Annotated in this window: 12 protein-coding genes; 1 reads left to right on the plus strand and 11 read right to left on the minus strand. The window is 46.8% G+C overall.

Translation table 11 applies throughout. The features are described 5' to 3' along the window. Positions 1–6 precede the first annotated feature (6 nt). The 8 genes from G9U52_RS09150 to G9U52_RS09185 form a co-directional block, all read right to left on the minus strand. Entirely contained in the window at positions 7–1752 is a 1746-nt protein-coding gene (locus tag G9U52_RS09150; RefSeq protein WP_243767236.1) for a cache domain-containing sensor histidine kinase, read from the minus strand. 209 nt (positions 1753–1961) lie between these two features. After that, positions 1962–3524 carry an extracellular solute-binding protein gene (locus tag G9U52_RS09155; protein ID WP_166148633.1) on the minus strand — a complete coding sequence of 521 codons (1563 nt, stop codon included), beginning with the start codon at positions 3522–3524 and terminating at the stop codon, positions 1962–1964. 150 nt (positions 3525–3674) lie between these two features. Continuing rightward, positions 3675–6020, minus strand: coding sequence for an AraC family transcriptional regulator (locus tag G9U52_RS09160; RefSeq protein WP_166148635.1), 2346 nt, complete (start codon positions 6018–6020; stop codon positions 3675–3677). Positions 6021–6180: 160 nt separating this feature from the next. Beyond that, positions 6181–7047: a carbohydrate ABC transporter permease gene (locus tag G9U52_RS09165; RefSeq protein WP_166148637.1), complete on the minus strand. Its 867-nt coding sequence runs from the start codon at positions 7045–7047 to the stop codon at positions 6181–6183. Positions 7048–7099: 52 nt separating this feature from the next. Further along, entirely contained in the window at positions 7100–8080 is a 981-nt protein-coding gene (locus G9U52_RS09170; RefSeq protein WP_207952868.1) for an ABC transporter permease, read from the minus strand. Between the two features lie 4 nt (positions 8081–8084). Beyond that, on the minus strand, positions 8085–11552 hold the full coding sequence (locus tag G9U52_RS09175) for a glycosyl hydrolase (protein WP_166148639.1): 3468 nt from the start codon (positions 11550–11552) through the stop codon (positions 8085–8087). A 190-nt stretch (positions 11553–11742) separates the two neighbouring features. Continuing rightward, positions 11743–12489 (minus strand): DUF429 domain-containing protein, encoded by a 747-nt coding sequence (locus G9U52_RS09180; protein ID WP_166148641.1) that lies wholly within the window; start codon positions 12487–12489, stop codon positions 11743–11745. 389 nt (positions 12490–12878) lie between these two features. Beyond that, positions 12879–13529, minus strand: coding sequence for an HD domain-containing protein (locus G9U52_RS09185; protein ID WP_166148643.1), 651 nt, complete (start codon positions 13527–13529; stop codon positions 12879–12881). A gap of 154 nt (positions 13530–13683) precedes the next feature. Here G9U52_RS09185 and G9U52_RS09190 point away from each other — a divergent pair, with 154 nt between their 5' ends. Continuing rightward, positions 13684–14397 (plus strand): hypothetical protein, encoded by a 714-nt coding sequence (locus tag G9U52_RS09190; RefSeq protein WP_166148644.1) that lies wholly within the window; start codon positions 13684–13686, stop codon positions 14395–14397. Here G9U52_RS09190 and G9U52_RS09195 read toward each other — a convergent pair. From G9U52_RS09195 to G9U52_RS09205, 3 genes are all read right to left on the minus strand, one after another. Next, entirely contained in the window at positions 14381–14551 is a 171-nt protein-coding gene (locus G9U52_RS09195; protein ID WP_166148646.1) for a hypothetical protein, read from the minus strand. The two genes, G9U52_RS09190 and G9U52_RS09195, sit on opposite strands and share 17 nt — an antisense overlap. Before the next feature lie 263 nt (positions 14552–14814). Then, on the minus strand, positions 14815–15858 hold the full coding sequence (locus G9U52_RS09200) for an HD-GYP domain-containing protein (protein ID WP_166148649.1): 1044 nt from the start codon (positions 15856–15858) through the stop codon (positions 14815–14817). 52 nt (positions 15859–15910) lie between these two features. Continuing rightward, entirely contained in the window at positions 15911–18316 is a 2406-nt protein-coding gene (locus G9U52_RS09205; RefSeq protein ID WP_311764832.1) for an EAL domain-containing protein, read from the minus strand. Positions 18317–18400: the final 84 nt, after the last annotated feature.

The following is an 18400-nucleotide window of genomic DNA, read 5'->3' on the forward strand; positions in this document are numbered from 1 at the left end:
CTCCATTCACCCTGGTATGATAACAGAAACACTCGTTCCCTGTCCTGACTCGCTTTCTACAAAGATACCGTAGCCTTCGCCAAACGCTATCACAATCCGCTCCTCAATATTGCTCAGGCCGATCCCGCTGCCTCTTGTTGGGGCAACGCCCTTCCTTACCTGCTCCAGCAGGTTTGGCTCTATACCGGGTCCATTATCTTCCACCACTAGAATAAGCTTGTGCTGCTCCCGCTTCATCCAGATGCGGATATGGCAGGGCTCCAGCATCGATTCCAGCGCATAATGGATCGAATTCTCGATTAATGGCTGCAGCGTAAGCTTGGGCAGCTTGGAGGCTTTGGCGTCCTCCGAAACCTCCAGCTCAAAGACGAGGCGTCCCTCGAAGCGGAACCTCTGGATCGTAATATAATTCATTACGATGTCGAGCTCCTCGCCAACCGTAATCAAGGTTTCCTTCAAGCTGATCGAGCTTCTCAGCAAAAACCCAAGTGATTCAACCATCTTAGAGATTTGCGGCTGCCCATTTGATTTGGCCATCCAGTTGATCGATTCCAGCGTATTATACAAAAAATGCGGGTTAATTTGCGCTTGCAATGCTTTGAATTGTGTCTCTTTAATCGTTATCTGCTTGGAGTAATTTTCCGTAATCAGCTCATTGATTTGCTGGATCATCATGCGAAAGGTACGCTTGAGATGGCCAACCTCATCCATCTGCATCGATGTCCAATCGGGACTGTCCATCCCTGTAAGGCTGAAATCGCCCTTTTGCACCTGCCTCATCCTGCCGATCAATTCTTCGATAGGCTTGGTCAGGTTTCTGGCGAATTTAATCGCTAATGCCATCACGATAAGCAGCACCAGAATAAATCCGAAAAATAAAATATTTTTCATCAGCACAATTTTCGTGAAAATTTTATCGAACGGGATTACGCTGTGGTAGGTCCAGCCCAAATATTCCGATTGCACATGGGTTACAAAATAGGGCTGTCCATTAAACGGCTTGATCGCATACCCTTTGCGCTGAGTTTCATTTACCCCTATTTTCGCGACTTTCCCTGTCTTGTCTGTGGATGAAGGATAAATAATCTGGTCACCGGACATAATCTGTAAATCACCATTCTTTAATTCAGTTCCAGCGAGAACGGTATCCGCTATTTTATCGAAATATACCCGTATCGTCAATGTTCCGATGCGGTCCAGCTCAAAGTTTTGGTAGGAACGGATTTCCCTTGCTGCGATTAAATAAGGCTCTTCCTGATCGGGAACGATCCAGCGGGTTGCCCCCAAGCCCTTAGCCGATTCCTCCATCACCATTCTTTTTTTCGCTGAGGAAGCCTTTGAGGATTGCCCCGCCAACGCTTCGCCGCTTAGCAGATCCAGAACCTCCAAGGAATATATATATTTTTCATTGCCTCCGTATTGGACAAGCCTGTCCGTAATATAGGAACGGATCCTGTATTTTTCAAATTCATTGGTATATTCATTTAGTGATAACAGCAAATTCTGGATTTGCAAGTCTGTGGCAATTGTATAGGATAGCCGATCCAGCTTCTTCATCTCGTTTTCGATACCGCTGGAAGATAAATTTAATAGCTGTGACGATTTGCTATAAAGCTGTTCATCATAGATCGAATAGGCATATTGCAAGGATAAATAAGTAATGAGAAAACACATCCCCATAATTAGTGAGATTAAGGAAAATACCTTATGCTTAATTTTCAAATTATTATAGGCTGACCTGATTGAAACCAATTGCTCCAACTCCCCTTATGTGCCTGCTCCTGCTTTTTCTCTATGTTACAATATTGCTGAACAACAAGCTATAAGCAGTCTAATCCAGCCATAACTCTAGCACCGCTGACTGACCAAGCCTGAGCGATTCAATCAAGTGCCGCAACGACAAAACAGACCACTTCCTTAGAAGTGGTCTGCCGTTGTATTTGATTTGTTGTGATTTGCTATTATTTACCGCTTCGCTTTTGATAAGCTTCCGTCATCTCCGTGCTCATCTTCACGATATCCGGGTCGGCTTTCATTTTCGTTACGAATTCATCCCATGCAGTAATTGGCTCTCTACCCAAAATAATTTTGGTTTTCAAATCCTGAACCTTTTTGTCATACTCAGGAAGTGCCTTTTGCACAGTTGGCGAGAAGAGGCCGGTACTAATATCGGCTACGCTATTCTTGGCTCGCTCATCCTGAATTTTCGTATAAAGTGCGTTAATCTCCTTAGGGAAGTATACTTTTGTCGAGCTTGCATACGGATCGGCAATATAGGCGATTTGGTTGAAATCGGGTCCGTTATCAGCACCAAGCTTCTCGGTATTGATTTCCTTAACTCCGTCTTTCACCGTATGATGGGTCCCTTCAAACCCGTATTGCTGAATCGCGAATACCTCGTCGCTCATCCAGGTGTCCATCATTTTGAGAATTCGTTTCATTTTCGCTTCCGGAACTGATTTTGGAATAGCCATCATCCCTGAAAAGCCAGGACCTTTCGGATTGTAGTTATTGATACTTGTAATCGGGTAAAAGTTTTCCTGTTTAAAATCAGGTGAAATGACCTTCATCTTGTCGTAGTAGTCAACCATCGTACCCGCTTTATCCGCTACAATGCCTGCTTTGCCAGACTTAAACAAATCACCGACCTGTGTCAGCTTCAGCGCCGCAAAATCCTCAGGAAGCAATTTCTCTTTATACGCCTTCGTCAAATATTCCAGCGATTTACGAGTCTCAGGAAGGAAGCTGGTATGGACGATCTTGCCATCTAGCAGTTTCCATTTGCCATTCACACCCGTGAAGCTATTCTCGATATGCGCTAATGCACCCATTGCCGTAGGATCGACATTAGATGCAAACGGTATAGTATCATTCTTGCCGTTTTTGTCTGGATCCTTTTCCGCGAACGCTTTCATAACCTCATAAAGCTCATCGGTTGTCGTAGGTACCTTCATGCCCAGATTATCCAGCCAATCCTTGCGAATAATAAAGAAGCTATCTGCCTCCGAAGGGCGTGGGCGTGGAATTCCGTAATTTTTACCGTCCTGCATTTTCGTCAAATCCCAAGCGGTTTTGGAAATTTTGCTGCTTAGGTTCGGGTAATCCTTAATGAAAGGAGCCACATCCCAGAACGCGCCTTGTGTAACCGAATTTCGGAACACGGAAGTGAATGGATCATTAATTAGAATCATTTCGGGGATATCACCGGAAGCCAAAGTTACATTGAGCTTATCCGCGTAATTATTGCCAGATACCCATTGGATCTTCATCTTGGAATTGGTTGCTTTCTCAATCGCCTTCTTGATCGGGTTATCATCTGCAGCAGGTGATGGCGTAAGCAAGATTGTCATAATATTAACTTCAAGCGGTGCCTCTGCCTTGCCATCGGTTTGCCCAGTTCCCGTGCCCGTCGTTGCTTGCGGTTGTGTGCTTGTCGCCCCGCCGCAGCCGGCCAGCACTGCCGATAATGCTAGAATAGCTGCCAATACGGATCCTACTGTTTTGGTTTGTCTTCTTTGTTTCATGATGATCCTCCCTATTAACTCTGAATGAATGTACTCACCACTCACGTTAATGGATTCTGCGTTTGCCGACAATCATACTCTTTTGTAGCCCAGCTTTACCTTGTTTTCACAAGGTTTAGACTTTGTTGCAGCCATTGCACAAGGCTAACCTTAGGAACGGTTCAGCTCACGGAACTGGCTCGGTGTAATGCCCTCATATTTTTTGAAAATGCGATTGAAGTAAGTGTGCTGGTAGCCGACTTTTTCGGCCACTTCATTGATTCTGATTTCAGTTTCACGAAGTAGCCTTTTGGCATTATCTATCCGAATATCCGTTAAATAATCGATAAAGTTAATGCCCGCAATGTGCTTAAAAGCTCTGCTAAGTGTATAGGGACTGGTGCCGAATAGCTCGGCGCTGGAGTCAAGCGAGAGCATGGTCATGTAGTTCTCGCGCAAATGGACAATGACCTTCTCGACCATTTGCTTCATATGGAAATCCTGGCGGCTGATCAGCTCCTCCACGAATACGGCAACGAGCTTATGCTGGAACCATTTGAGCATTTCCTCAGGCTCCTTGATTTGTGCCAGCTGCTCGAACAGATTAACGCCGCCGAAAAGATGCACCGGATTCATCCCGGATTGCAGCACTGCGTAACGGATACTGCCGAGCAACTGCAACATGCCCTGCTGGACCGCCAATTCGGTGGAGCCGCTTTCCGACAATTCCTTCATAAATTGACCGATTAGCTCGACCGCTTCATTCTCCAAGCCATTGCGAATCGCATGAACAATTTCCTTCTCCAGCGTAAACGGAAAGCTGCTTTCCATCGATATGCTTGATTTGGCCAATAGCTCGGTTTTAATAATTTGATTATCATCAAGAAGATCCCGATACACCAAGGCTTGTCGCGCCTCCTCAAACAAATGTGGAATTTGTTTTACCTGATGTGTCCACTTGCTGATCGAAACAGTTACCTGCATTTTTAATATGTGATTAATGGTTTCCGTGACCTGCTGGCAATATTCGCTTATATCCTCATCGACAAACCGCATCGGATGATCCAAGGGGAAAGACAATAGCAGACCAACGGAGAAATGATGAAAATTAATAATTTGTGCCTGCTCATATTGTGTTGCCGTCAGCTCCTCGATAATGTTGGCTGCGGTAAACGTGACCAAATCCTCATCCCCTAAGGTAAACCGGCCCTGAAGATTGGAAAAGCCCGTTAATTGAAACATAAAGGCGACAAACTGTTGATTATCCGTCTTCCAGCCATGATGCTTCATCCGTTCACGCAAGTCATTTTCCTGAAAAGCGTAAAAATTCCCTTGCACCAATTGCAGGAAAAACCCCTCGCGCAGTATGGGCATCTGCTCTTTGAGCTCAGAGCGCATCGATTCGCTTTCCTTGGACAAGTGGTTCCATTGCTTCTCAAAGAGATCAAATTCATCACCCTGTCCATTTCCCTTATCGCCTGAGAGCAGCCGAACGAGCCGCTCTATCGGGGAATACATCCGGTGGGAAACGAACCATGACATCAGCAGCGAAAGCAACAGACCGGACAAGCTAATAAATAAAATCCATTTGGACAGCAATAAGACAGGTGCGGTTATCGAGGTTAAGGGGGCTGCAGAAATATACACCCATGTTGTGCCCAGCCTGGAAAATTGCCCATAAGAAACCGAGTAGGTCATCTGCTTATACTCAAACAAAAAGGATTCGGAGCCTGCGTTATGCTTACTGTATTCCTGCTGCAAGGCGGTATCAATTTCGGAGAAAGCCCCAGCTTCATTGCTCGATAGCTTCCAGTTGCCGTCTTTGGTCAGCAGGATCGTTTCCCCCTCGTTATAGGGGGTTAAGGTTTTGAGCATCTTGATCAGATTCTCTTGATTAATCGTTGCCACAATCGCCCCAAACGGCTCCGAGCTACCACCGGGAATTTTGTTGACCAGTGATAGCTTAGGCGGGGCTTCCGCTGCTTTGGCCTGAAGCGTTGGATAAGCATTCGTCCAAAATACAGAGCGCTCTTGCCTAAGCAGTGATTCATAAGGCTGCCGCTTTAGTGGATCCGTAATGTAAGCGTATTGCTCCTTATTGATAGCTACTGCCTTTGGCTTATCCAAGTAGAGGTCTACCCGTTCCAGCAATGGATGTGTGCCTTCCATGACAAGCAAAGTCCGGTACAAATCCTGGATCTGCTCAAAGTTATAAGCGATGTCCATACCTTTGAGCTTTTCGTCGAATTTGGAATCAAATGCCCAATGCGAGAAGGTCAGCTCCAAATAAGCCAGCTGGTCATCAATATTTTCCGCCCGTTGCTTGATCTGGTTTTGGTGCAGCCTTTGCAGCTCCTCCTCCAAATTGTTCGAGGCGAGCCAATAGATGCTCACTCCGATAATTAACCCTGGTATGCTTGCGACCAGTAGCATCATCACCAAGCTTTTGCGAAAAAACCGGCTATTGTATTTATATTTGGGCGCCATCCCGATCCAGTGCTTTAGATGTCGATTCAATGCTGCTCACCTTCCAACCGTTGTAAAGCCCACCATCGTGATAGCAAAGGTAGACTTACAGTTATTTTCGACAATGAAGAGCAGCTATCCTGCCAGACGGCGCGAATCCCATGAACTGGTACTTGTCTTTAGGATTAGCTTTGGGATTAGCCTTTCACCTTTAACCTTTAACCGAGCCGACCATCGCCCCTTTGGCAAAATGCTTTTGAAGGAACGGATATACGAGCAGAATCGGTACGGTTGCTACAACAACAGCGGCCATTTTCAAGGTTTCGGCTGGTGGCGCTACGGTTAAAACATCGGCTTGCAGCTCGGTGTTATTAGCGTTTAGCAGCATATTCTGCAGCATCACCTGAACCGGCCATTTCGAAGCATCATTAATATAGATCAGCGCATTAAAAAATTGATTCCAATATCCCACCGCGTAAAATAATCCGAATGCCGCAAGTGAGGGCAATGATAAAGGCAAAATAATTTTGAACCAGATCGTCAAATCGTTACAGCCATCAATAGCTGCCGACTCTTCAAGCTCCGCCGGAATACTATCGAAAAAGCCTTTCATCAGGATTACATTCCAGCCGCTTGCCAGTGCCGGAATAATTAGCGACCATAGGCTATTGATCAGCCCAAATTGGCGAACGACCATATAGTTGGGGATCATCCCTGGGCTGAATAGGATCGTTAGCAGGATCAGTAGCAGAATCAACTGTCTGCCACGCAGCCTTTTACGTGATAGCGTATAAGATAAAGCTGCCGTTACAACAAGGCTTAAGGCTGTACCCACTACAGCCAAATAGCCACTGACACCCAGCGAATTCGCAAAAGCCTTCGTCGAAAGCAAATATTTGTACGATTCAAGCGACCATTTCTCAGGGAATAAAATAAAGCTTTTTTGCAAATATTCGGCTGGATCTGTGAAGGAAACAACAAATACATAATAAAGCGGGAAAAACGTTACGATAGCGACAAGCGCCAGCAGCGCTATATTCGCCGTGTGAAAGATACGGTCACCTAAGCTGGATTTCATCTGGGTTCCTCCTGTGCGCGTTCCGCCCGGAACACTGCCTTCGTATTTATCATTAATACACGCCTTCCTCGCCCATCCTTTTGGCGAGCCAGTTGGCCATAACGACCATGACCAGGCCGACGACGGATTTGAATAATCCAGCAGCCGTGCTATAGCTGAACTGCGCTTGCTGGATGCCCACTCGATACACATACGTATCGAACACCTCGGCCACCTCGGAAACCGCACCATTGTACATCAAGAACACCTGCTCAAAGCCTACATCCATCATATGGCCCAAGCGCAGAATAAGCAAAATAATGATAACATTACGAATACCTGGGAGCGTAATATGCCACATTTGGCGAAGTCGGTTTGCCCCATCTATTTTGGCAGCCTCGTATACCTGAGGGTCGATTCCAGCCATAGCTGCCAGGAACAGAATGGTTCCCCAGCCACATTCCTTCCAGATCGATTGCAGGGTAAGCATGATCCAGAATGTATCTGGATTCGTCAATATATCGATCCGAGCTAAGCCAACCGCCTCCAAAACCTGGTTGACTAAGCCTCCTCCTTTGGCAAACAACAGGAAGGTTAAGCCCGCTATAATAACCCATGATAAAAAATGCGGCATATACACGATGGATTGCACGATGCGTTTATAAAGCACACTGCGTAATTCATTAAGCAGCAAGGAAAGCACGATAGGCAGCGGGAAAAACAACACTAAATTCATGACGTTAATCGCCATCGTATTGCGAAAAAGCAGCATAAATTCCGGATTGGAAAAGAAGCGGTTGAAATGCTCCATGCCTACCCATTCACTTCCCAATACTCCCGCGAAAGGCGAGTAATTTTGAAAAGAAATAATTATACCTCCCATGGGTATATATTTAAAAATAAAGAAAAAGACTAGACCCGGCAAAGCCAACAGATATAAATATCTGTCGCGGCGAAGATCCGCCCCCAAGCGTTGAAGGCGGGTTTGCCGCCTTCCTTGGGTTTGCACGAGTTTTGGACCAGAGGCAGTTTGTTGTTGGTGTGTTGCAGCCATGTCTTTACCCCTTTCTATGCTGAATCGGTTTGACAGCATGTTGCTCGTAATCAAAATATTTACCCTCAAGCAGTCCAATTAAGGTATTGGTCACCTTGATTTCCAGCTGGTTGTTGCCTTCACGCAGTAACGACGTAAGCCCCGTCCAGCGATAAGGTGACCAGGCTTGAACGCCCAGTGTCGTCCCATTAAGGAACACTTCCGCACAGTCGTGAAAATGCTGGTCAAAGCCTTGAAAGGATAGCTCAAAGCTTGAAGACTGTGGGATTTCCGACAGCTCGAAGGAGCGCTTGAAGGAGAACACCCCTGCGTAATAAGGGTACCCTTCCATCGGACCTGCCTGTAACGGCTGCTGGACGGAAGCTCGACGGTCGGCAGCGGTTGAGCTTGGCACACTCGCAAGTACAGCCCGCTCCTTATCATCGAAACGAACCTCGAACGGTCCGGTGAAATATAAAGCATCCACGATCCCGTCCCAATCATGCTCGATTTCAACATCTACAACGAGATGGTTAACGCCTATTTGCAAATAATCGGTAATCGTTTGCGATCTATTCATATGGTCATATACAAACACAGGTTGGAACGCGTCGATGGCTACCTTATGGCCATTGATCCAAATCACAGCTGCACCCGCGATGGCGCTTTGATCCATCAGCATTTGCACATGCCCTGGTAACGTTTCTACAATGAACTCAGCACGGTAACGGGCTTTCATTGGATAAGCTAATGTAACTTCCATTGGGGTACCGAATGTTTGATGCATCATCACCGGCAATGCCGCGGATTTAGCCAAATCTGCACATTGGTCGATAAACGTCTTTACGCCTACCATCGGAGACGGAACGTTCGCTGAGCCTTCTACCAAGCCTTCAGGGGACAAGCTTTCAAATGAAGCTGCCGCGCTGCCGATGTTCATTTGGAAGGTATCAAAACGCAGCACATTATGTTGCTCCGCCTTCATATCCCATACGCCCGCCGGATCCAGCTGCCATTTCCAAGGCTTATTCCGCACGGAAGCCGACTCTTGCTCTTGCTCGACCGAGGACGAGACCGCCGCGGTGTCCGCAGGAACAGCAATACGGGTAACCTCGAACAGACGCGAGGCGTAAGGTGCCAGCTGCAGCGGCATGCCCCATGCTGTGCCTACAGCCGCATATTCCCCCTCAAGCTCAATCACTTCGCCGTTGTTCAGCAATAGCTCACGGAAGGTGAGGCTATAGGCTCCAGCTTGCTCAGACAGGCTGTCTCTGCCCACGCTCCCGTCCTCGCCCAGCTTCCCGCTTTCAATCGCGCTGCTCCATAGCCCAGCTTCAACCTGCAGTTCTACTTCTCGCAGAGCTTCCTCCTGGTTGCTGATGAACACTAAAGCCTTATCGTTGGCAATTAGCCGTGTTTGCAGGAGGATCCCCCATTCACCACAAGCGGGTTGAAGCCGGACAAACAACGGATCGAGTTCATTCAATAACGCGGTTAAAGGCTCCATCACCTCAAGCTCCTCAGCGGCAGCCGAGAACGGCAAGTGGTAGGCGTTTTGTTCGCCTTTTTGCCACTGCAGACCGGAAGCTTTGTCCCTTGTACTCAGAGCATTCTTCGTTTCCCAGAAGCCAGCCTTCACACCTTCAGCCAAGCCGAAGACTTTGGCAACCTGTGTTCCTTCAACTCCGACTCCAGCGGATTCAATCGTTTCATAAGGGAGCTGGCCCATGCTGATGACGGTTCCGCCTTGTTCGAGGAATATCTGGATCTTTGCCCAAGCCCCGCCTTCCAGATTCGTCATCGGTGGCATAATTAAAGTGGTGTAACGGGCTTTACCCAGCTTGATCGTACCACCACTGATCTCCGCCTCAGCCAGTAGCTCAGGATCGAGATGGTCATAGTCTCTGCCAACAATGTTAAGCTGGTAAAAAATACGTATCCACCAATGTCGCAAGCTCTCCAGCTGTGCTTTCTCAGCGGATTCCGAACCTCCATGGGAAAATCCGTGAAAAGGATTGCCCATCCGCGTCCACAACGATGTCGTCGGCTCCAGTACAGCCGTCGAAATTACCGCTTCCCCGCTGCTCATTACATAGCTGATCCGCCCCGTATAATCCCCTAGCTTCAAAAAATGCTTCCAGTATGGATTTTGCAAAAACTGTGAGGGAGGTGCATCATGCTGCGTCATCCCATCCACTGTATAGAAGAAAGCATGAAAGTTAAAAAAGTTCGTACCTTGCGCAGCCATCCGATCAATCATCCAGCGAGCATCCTGCATGGTCATGGACCAGCCTACGCTATGAAAGCATTCGATCAGGTTGCGCTCCCGGCCTAGCTGGCGCCCCAAAGAGCTAACCATTTTGGCACTGCTGCGGAATTCATAGGCCCGATGGTTAAGAATCCATTCCAGCGATTTGCCCAGCTTCTCGTGCGCCGTATCGCCTGCTGGAACATGGCTGAACAATTGGGTCGTGTGCCTGACCGATGGAACCTCTGCCACATATTCAAGCCCATGCGCTTCGCACCAATCGTGAACCTGCTTGTGGTACGACTCCCGAAGCAGCAAATGCACAGCTTGGTAATAATCGTAACGGATTCGCACCGCACCCTCTGCTTGTGGATCAATTAGAGCATGCAAATGCTCCAACAGGTCATAGCCGTTGCGCTCCTTGAAAAACTCCGCAAGCTGTGGCGACCAAGGAATACTCCCCAATAGCCCGATTTCGTCGGTAAACATCCCTTTGATCGTTGTACCAAAAAATTCGCCCAAATGCTTCGCATATTTATCATGGGTCAGGTGGATGAAGGTAGCCATCGCTTCCCTGTTGCACGGGTCAACGAATGTGCCATAATATTTGAAATCGTCGATCTCTTGCTCCTGTACAACCAGTACCTCCCATTGCCCAGCAGGAGCCGTCCACTCCAGCTTTTGAATCGTGCGGTAGGTGAAAAACCGCTTTTGGTTATAGGCAGTCAATCCTGTTTTCTGGAACACGGGATCCGCTTGGTAGTTCCCAATGTAATCACGGATTGGTATCGCTTCGCTCCAGAGCCTTGTTCCATCGGCAGCAACAGGAACCGCTTTGGCATAAAGAATTCGTGCCCATGGCAGCTCAACCGATAAGTGCTCACCGCCCCCTGCTTGGCGTGCGGTATGTACTAACGTATAATGCTTGGCCTCCGGATGCTCCAGAGTTACTTCCCCACCGGCAATCCCGCTCGGATACGGATATTCATCATATAGCCAAACATTTAATCCGCGCTGCTGGCAAGCAACAACTGCAACCCGAACCTTTTGAAACCAGGCATCGGATAAATAAGGGATTTTCAAACCTTGTCTTGCACAAATAAATACCCCACCCAATCCTTTATCAGCCATTTCATTAATTTGAATTTGTATTTGCTCGTCATCCATTTCCCCATTCCAAAACCAAAAAGGATGGATACGGTCTTCAGCCTCAGGCCGTTTAAATCTTGCCATGTCAAATATCATGAGTTGCGCCTCCTAATTTCTTATAAGCCAAATGAATTACCCTCACTATAAAACAAAGTGACTTGGACCTCAATCATACTCTTTTGTTCATCACAATCCGTTGCAGGTTAAAGGGGTTAGACATTCTTGCACACCTTCAACATCCTTGCAGAACTGACTTGTAAACGTATACATAATCAATCATCATAGGTTACTTAATCTTTGGAAAGTAAATTTCCATGGGAAGTCCGGTAGCGTCGTATTGTTGGATGGTTGGAAGCTTCTCAAGCACTCCCACCTCATTTGCGCCCCATCGCGCAGAAATAGCCAATACCAGCGCATCCACAATATCATCTCTTGCGGCTGCTTTACGTTGGAATTGTATTAAAGCTTGCTCCACCAAGGTATGAGCCTCTGGGCACCACTTTAGCAAAAGCTGCAAGCGCTGCTCGTAGCCTGCTTGCGTTTTTTTATTGTGTGTAAGCGGTATCCCTCCATTTAAGGAGGCAAAGATTAGCTCTGGATGAGATTCGCGAAGCTTCAGCCTGGCGGCAATGTTCGCTTGGAGCAGCAAGTCCAGCTCACGAATTTTGGGCATCAGGTTCCAGGTTTGTTTGGATAAGCCTCGGGAAGCCAGCTTTTTGCTAAGGGCATTGGCTTCTGGATACTCCTGTACAGCCAGCAGATCACGAATGGGAGCGGGAAAAATACTGGATGCCCGGGTTGGTCTCAGCAGCTTTCTTGCCTCCACATCACATAACCGCACAGGTGCTTGGTGAGCAGGCAATCCTATCGGCATATCTATCAACAGCAAATCTACTTCACTGAGTTCCTCCCACAAAGCATCAATAGTCTCGTAAACTTTCGCTTCCCACAGCTGTTTTACAGTGCCATTAAATAGGAAAGCAATCCACCCCGCTCTGCATCCATCAATACCTACTGCTTTTATACTTCGCATGACTCTAGCTCCCTCTCTATCTGTGAAATTACTAGCCTTGAGGTGTCTGTCCGTTTCCGAGGCTACCTGTTCTGCATTAACTATAAGATCACCAAGGAAGGAGGTGATTCCGCACTACGAACAATCGAGTGCCTATTATTACCGGGTTTTGTGTATCGGTAGCGCTTCCCCTTGCCGCAACCTACTTGTAATAAACGGTTCCGTAAGGAGAGTAGCAAGATGCTTACGGCGCAATGGCTTCATTCTTATTAGCAGTCGCAGCAACAGCTTGCTCTATCGCCGTATTCGCAATACGTAGGCAGCAACAAGCATGGCCACCCATGTGAAACAACCGGCTTCCTAATTAAATAGGAGCCGGTTGTTACCATTAGTCTTAATTGCCCATCAATTTAGGTCTCCAAACCGTTCCATTCACGATGGAACTGCTCCAGGAAACGCTCCATCACTAGATGCCGCTCCTCTGCGATCCTTTTGCCAGTTGCCGTGTTCATCAAATTCTTTAGCTTCAGTAGCTTTTCATCAAAATGCCCAATCGCTGTAGATTTGCCATTACGATAAGCTTCAACCGTTAATTCCGTTCGAGGAGCCCATTCCGGGTCATGAATCAATTGGCCTTTCCAGCCTGAATATGCAAATGTTCGGGCTATGCCAATCGCTCCGAGTGCGTCCAAGCGATCCGCATCTTGCACAACTTGCGCTTCCTTCGTAGCCACTGGCGGATTATGCCCTCCTTTATAAGATATCGTGCTTATAATGGTCATCACATGCTCCATCGCAGCAGGCTCAACTTCATGGTTCTTCAACCAATCTCTTACTTTGGCAATCCCCGCTTCCATAGATGGATTAAGCTTCTCATCTGCCACATCATGCAACAAAGCGGCCAGCTCACAGATGAATGGATCAGCCGTTTCCTCTTTTGCAATGAGCAGCGCCGTTCGGGTCACTCGATCAACATGCCACCAATCATGGCCGCTGGAATCTTGCTCTAATTGCTCCCTTGCGTAAAATGCCGCTTCTGCTATAACTTGTCGCTTGTCCATGTTCAGACTCCTTATGATCATCTATTTTGGTGCATTGTCATGCTCTACGGTACAACCATACAAACAACCGCAAACTTGATAACATATGGTAAAGAAGTGATTAAGTATGGGAATTCAGTATACTCAGTATACTTAGATAAGGAGTGAGCGTTTCGTGGCAAATGGCATCGTAGACATCAATGTCTCGAAAGATTTAGCAGATAACACGATTGTGTTGGTTAATAATTGTGAAGGCGGTTTACCTAATGATCTATATTTAATTGGAAACGGCCGTACGGTCACTTTACAACGTGCAACTCTCGAAGGGAGCGTTAGAGTCCTTCATGAGCAAGGCAGTGATTGTGCGTTTAACTATATAGAGGTCGATCCCGGAACAGCTCGAAAATACAAGCTACGGGATGGAAGCCGTTTTATGCTGGAGTATGATCCCCAAGAGAGCAAGCTGCAAATGCACCGCATTACGACAAGCCAAGCTTATGGACAACTCCTTGTGGAACCACGCAAAAACCATGATCGAACGATCACCATAGGTTATACCTTATTAAGCTGGCTTGGCATTCCCAGCTTGCCCAATACCACTATCACCTTCGCTTCAGGCTCCACCAGCAAAAAGCTCAAGGTTGAGGTTCCCGAAAATGAGCTTGAAGTTGACTTTTGGCTAACTGCAACGAATTTGCGCAAGTTCCGACTTAGTCCCGGCAAAAAACAGGGGCTCGAATATAACCAGCTAACCCAGACCTTACGCGTGGTTACCATGGCCTCAACAGCTTCTCGCCGTGCGAGATCCCTACTGATTTCCAGACTGTTAAAGCTTAAATCCAAGCGGGCTAAACCAGCCAAAAAAACCAAGCCTATGCGCCACCGTTGATAAGGTTCAATGCACCAGCAGCCAGTCTAATATGATGAAGCAGCTTGTTCGCGTCCAGACTGCTTAAGATGAAGCAGCTTCCGTCCGTCCATCCCTGCTCCATTGGGCAATGGGGCAGACGGGCTTTTGGTCTAGGGCTTTTCCCGAAGCTCACCTCACCCATCCTGTATAAAGGCTATCGATTATTATCTCATATTTCGAAAGGGCAAGCCAAATCCGACGGTATTGCTCTTTACCTCTTGCTACATAAATAACAATTTATACACGTTTTCATAAGTCAGGATTATACTGATTACTTTTTGACTGTCGTTATTGGATGATCTTTCGATGACCCCCAGAATAAACCAAAAAAGCTCCCTCATCAAATAAAGATGAAGAAGCTTCGCAGCTTTGCTGGGACTAACTTGTAAGGCAAGATTAGATAACAGCCTCATGCTCCTGAAATAAATGAATGAACACATCAACAATAAGCGGGTCAAAGTGGAAGCCACGTTGCCTAAGCACCTCGTCGATCGCTTCCTGGTGCGTCCATGCTTTTTTATAAGGACGCTCATGGGTTAAGGCGTCATAGAAATCAGCCAGCGCTACGATCCGCGCCTCTACAGGGATGTCTTCACCGCTCAGGCCATGCGGATAACCCGTACCATCCCATTTCTCATGGTGGGAGCAAGCGATCAAGCCTGCTATTTTCAGGATGGTGAAATAGCTGCCCTCCAAAATGCTTGCGCCAATCGCCGTATGGGCTTTCATCCGCTCGAATTCATGCGGCTCAAACCTTCCCGGCTTGAGCAAAACCTCGTCCGGGATCCCGATCTTGCCAATATCATGCAGCGGCGCTGCCATTTCGATCATCTGGACTTGTTCCTCAGGCAGCCCCAAGCGGGCTGCTATCAAGCCCGCTAGCTGGCCAACGCGGTGTGTATGCTGCCCCGTCATATCGTCCCGATATTCCGAAGCGCGGCCGAGTAGCTGCAAAATTTCCGTTTTTGCTTGCCTGAGCTCATCCATCCGCTCCCGCACCCTTCCCTCCAAATTGCTGTTATGGTGCTGCAACTGAAGATGAAGATATCGGGTTTTCAGTAAATTATTAATGCGAAGAATAACCTCCGTAAGATCAAAGGGCTTAGTCAGAAAGTCATTGGCTCCTGCCTCCAGCGTCCTTTTTTTAGCATCGGCTGTAATATCGGCCGTAAGCACCAGCACAGGCAGGTAGCTGTCTTCATCCGTTTGTTCACGTATCATCTCTAAAACTTTAATCCCGTCCATAACGGGCATATGCAAATCCAACAAAACAATATCAGGGTCAAGCTCCACCAAGAGAGCCTGCGTTTCCAGCGGATTCATCGTACTGAACAAATACTTGAAGCCTTCACGCTTCAAAATAATTTCCAAAAGATTAATATTAAATTGCTGATCATCCACGATCAGTATTTTGGCGTGTTTAAACCCGGTATCGTTCATCCACTTCGCTCCAAAACTTATAAATTTATTAGAATTTAACACTTAAGCAGGATCAGACTAACCGCATGGGCACAAAAAATGCAGCTTCAACGTCAGCCGCTGACAAAGGGCGGCTATAATAAAAACCTTGGATTTCCTTGCACTCATTTGCCATTAAAATATCCAGCTGATCCTTCGTTTCGATCCCCTCGGCAATCACTTCCAAATTCAAATGCTTTGCCATCGCAATGATCGTAGCCACTATCGCTTTATCACTATCATTATTAGTAATATCAGAAATAAACGACCTGTCGATCTTAAGCTTATGAATCGGGAATAATTTCAAATAACTAAGTGAGCTATAGCCCTTTCCGAAGTCATCCAGACTGATCCGAATTCCCAATGCGGTCAATTCATTCAAAATCACAGTAGAAACCGAAGCGTCCATCATCATCCCCTCGGTAATTTCCAGCTCCAAATATTGCGGATCCAGCCCGGTTTCATCAAGGATCTTCCGAATATAAGCAACCAAATTGGTTTGATGGAACTGTTGGGAGGATAAATTCACCGAGACAGGAATCAGCGGGCCTCCTGCGTCATGCCACTCGCGCATTTGCCGACAAGCCTCACGCAGCACCCAAGTGCCTAGTTCATAAATCATTCCTGTTTCTTCAGCAATCGAAATAAACATCCCAGGCGGAAGCATCCCTTTAGTAGGATGCTTCCACCGGACTAGCGCTTCCATGCCTATCATCCGGCTATCGATTGGGCGTATCTGTGGCTGATAATACAGCACAAACTCATTGTGCTCAATCGCTTTTCTTAAATTAATTTCCATTTCCACCTTTTGTAACAGCTCTTCGTCCAGATGGCGGCTAAAAAGCCCAAAGCCATTTTTACCCTTTTTCTTTACCTCATACATCGCCGTATCGGCATTTTTCAATAATTGCACGGGCTCTTCACCATGGTCAGGGTATATCGCAATCCCGATACTAGCGGTCACATAAAAATCATGCTCCTTGAGTTGATAGGGCAGTTGGATCACTTTGACAACCTGCTCCGCAATCTCCATCACTTCGTCTTCACCATAGCAGTTATCGCAGATCAACGTAAACTCATCTCCGCCCAGCCGTGCCAGTGTGACTCGGTAAGGAGCTATGCTTTCAACAATGCGCTCGCTCATCTCCTTGAGGAACATATCCCCGTAGGTATGCCCAAGCGAGTCATTAATCAACTTGAAACGGTCGATGTCCAATACCATCATCGCAAACCGCAGCGGCGTCCCCGCAGTTGCTGCGATCGTTTGTGTAAGCAGCTGGTTAAACATTCTACGATTGGGCAGCCCTGTTAATTCATCGTGATAGGCTAAATTTTGAATTATTTCTTTGGATCGCTTATCCTCTGTAATATCCTTGGCAATAATATGATTGCCGACAAGCTTCCCCTCAATCTCCACGGGAACATTAATAAAGCTAAGCTCGATATGTGTACCTTCGCTATTTATGTAGGTAGTCTCATAATACTGAGGCTTTTCTTCAAAGGATTTATAATAAGTGGCTTTGGTTTGGTCCCTAAGCTCTTCACTAACAAGAAGTCCAATTGTCGAAACATGCTTATTGATAAAATCCGCTTCTTGCAGCCCGGTTATTTGCGTCACAGCAGGATTGATGCTAATAATTGTACCATTGATGTCTACTGATACAATAGCCATGGAATTATTCTCATAAAGCGATCGGTACCATCGCTCATTTTCCACGATAGCCGAATCCTTCTGGGTTAAACGTTTATTCATAGTAATGCCAAACAACGTGATACTAAGCGCTACTATCGTCCCTCCTGCAATGATATAAGCCAATATCCCTTGCTTAATCTCCATGTCTGGCAAATTCATCGATTGCTCAACAGAATGGAATTGCGCCGCGGTCATCCCAATATAATGCATGCCCGTTATCGCGGCACCCATAAGCATGCCGCTTCCCAGCTTGTAGAGAACGGCATAGCGGGATTCATCATTCCTAAAACGGAACAAAAGCCATAAAGCGGCAATAGAAGTAGCCGTAGCAACGGCGATAGAGAGGATCACCAGCATGGGTTTGTAGCTAGTATTGACCATCATCGCAGCCATGCCAACATAATGCATACCCGAAATACCACTCGCCATAGTTATTCCACCAATTAACAGCTGCTTGACCCCTAGCTCATTACGGCCTACAAAAAACAAAGCAATATAGGAAGCGATTATAGCTAAAAAGACGGAAAGAACAACAAGGTCTACATGGTAACCTATTTCCATCGGCAAAGTAATAGCAAGCATGCCTATAAAATGCATCGACCAGATGCCTAGTCCCATCGATGCCGCCCCGTAAACCAACCAGAGCCTCCTTGCCAAACCTTTAGCTTTATTAATTCTCCCCGCTAGGTCAAGTGCTGAATAACAGGCTGCCAATGCTATTATGTAGGAAATTAAAACTAGTAGCATGTTGTATGTGCCGTGCAAATGCTCCATCTCTTACTCCCTTTCAAAAGGTAAATCCCATCATTTCAATTCTATTATACATGAAAA

Origin of the sequence: Paenibacillus agricola (genome assembly GCF_011440305.1) — a bacterium.
Lineage (GTDB): Bacteria > Bacillota > Bacilli > Paenibacillales > NBRC-103111 > Paenibacillus_S > Paenibacillus_S agricola.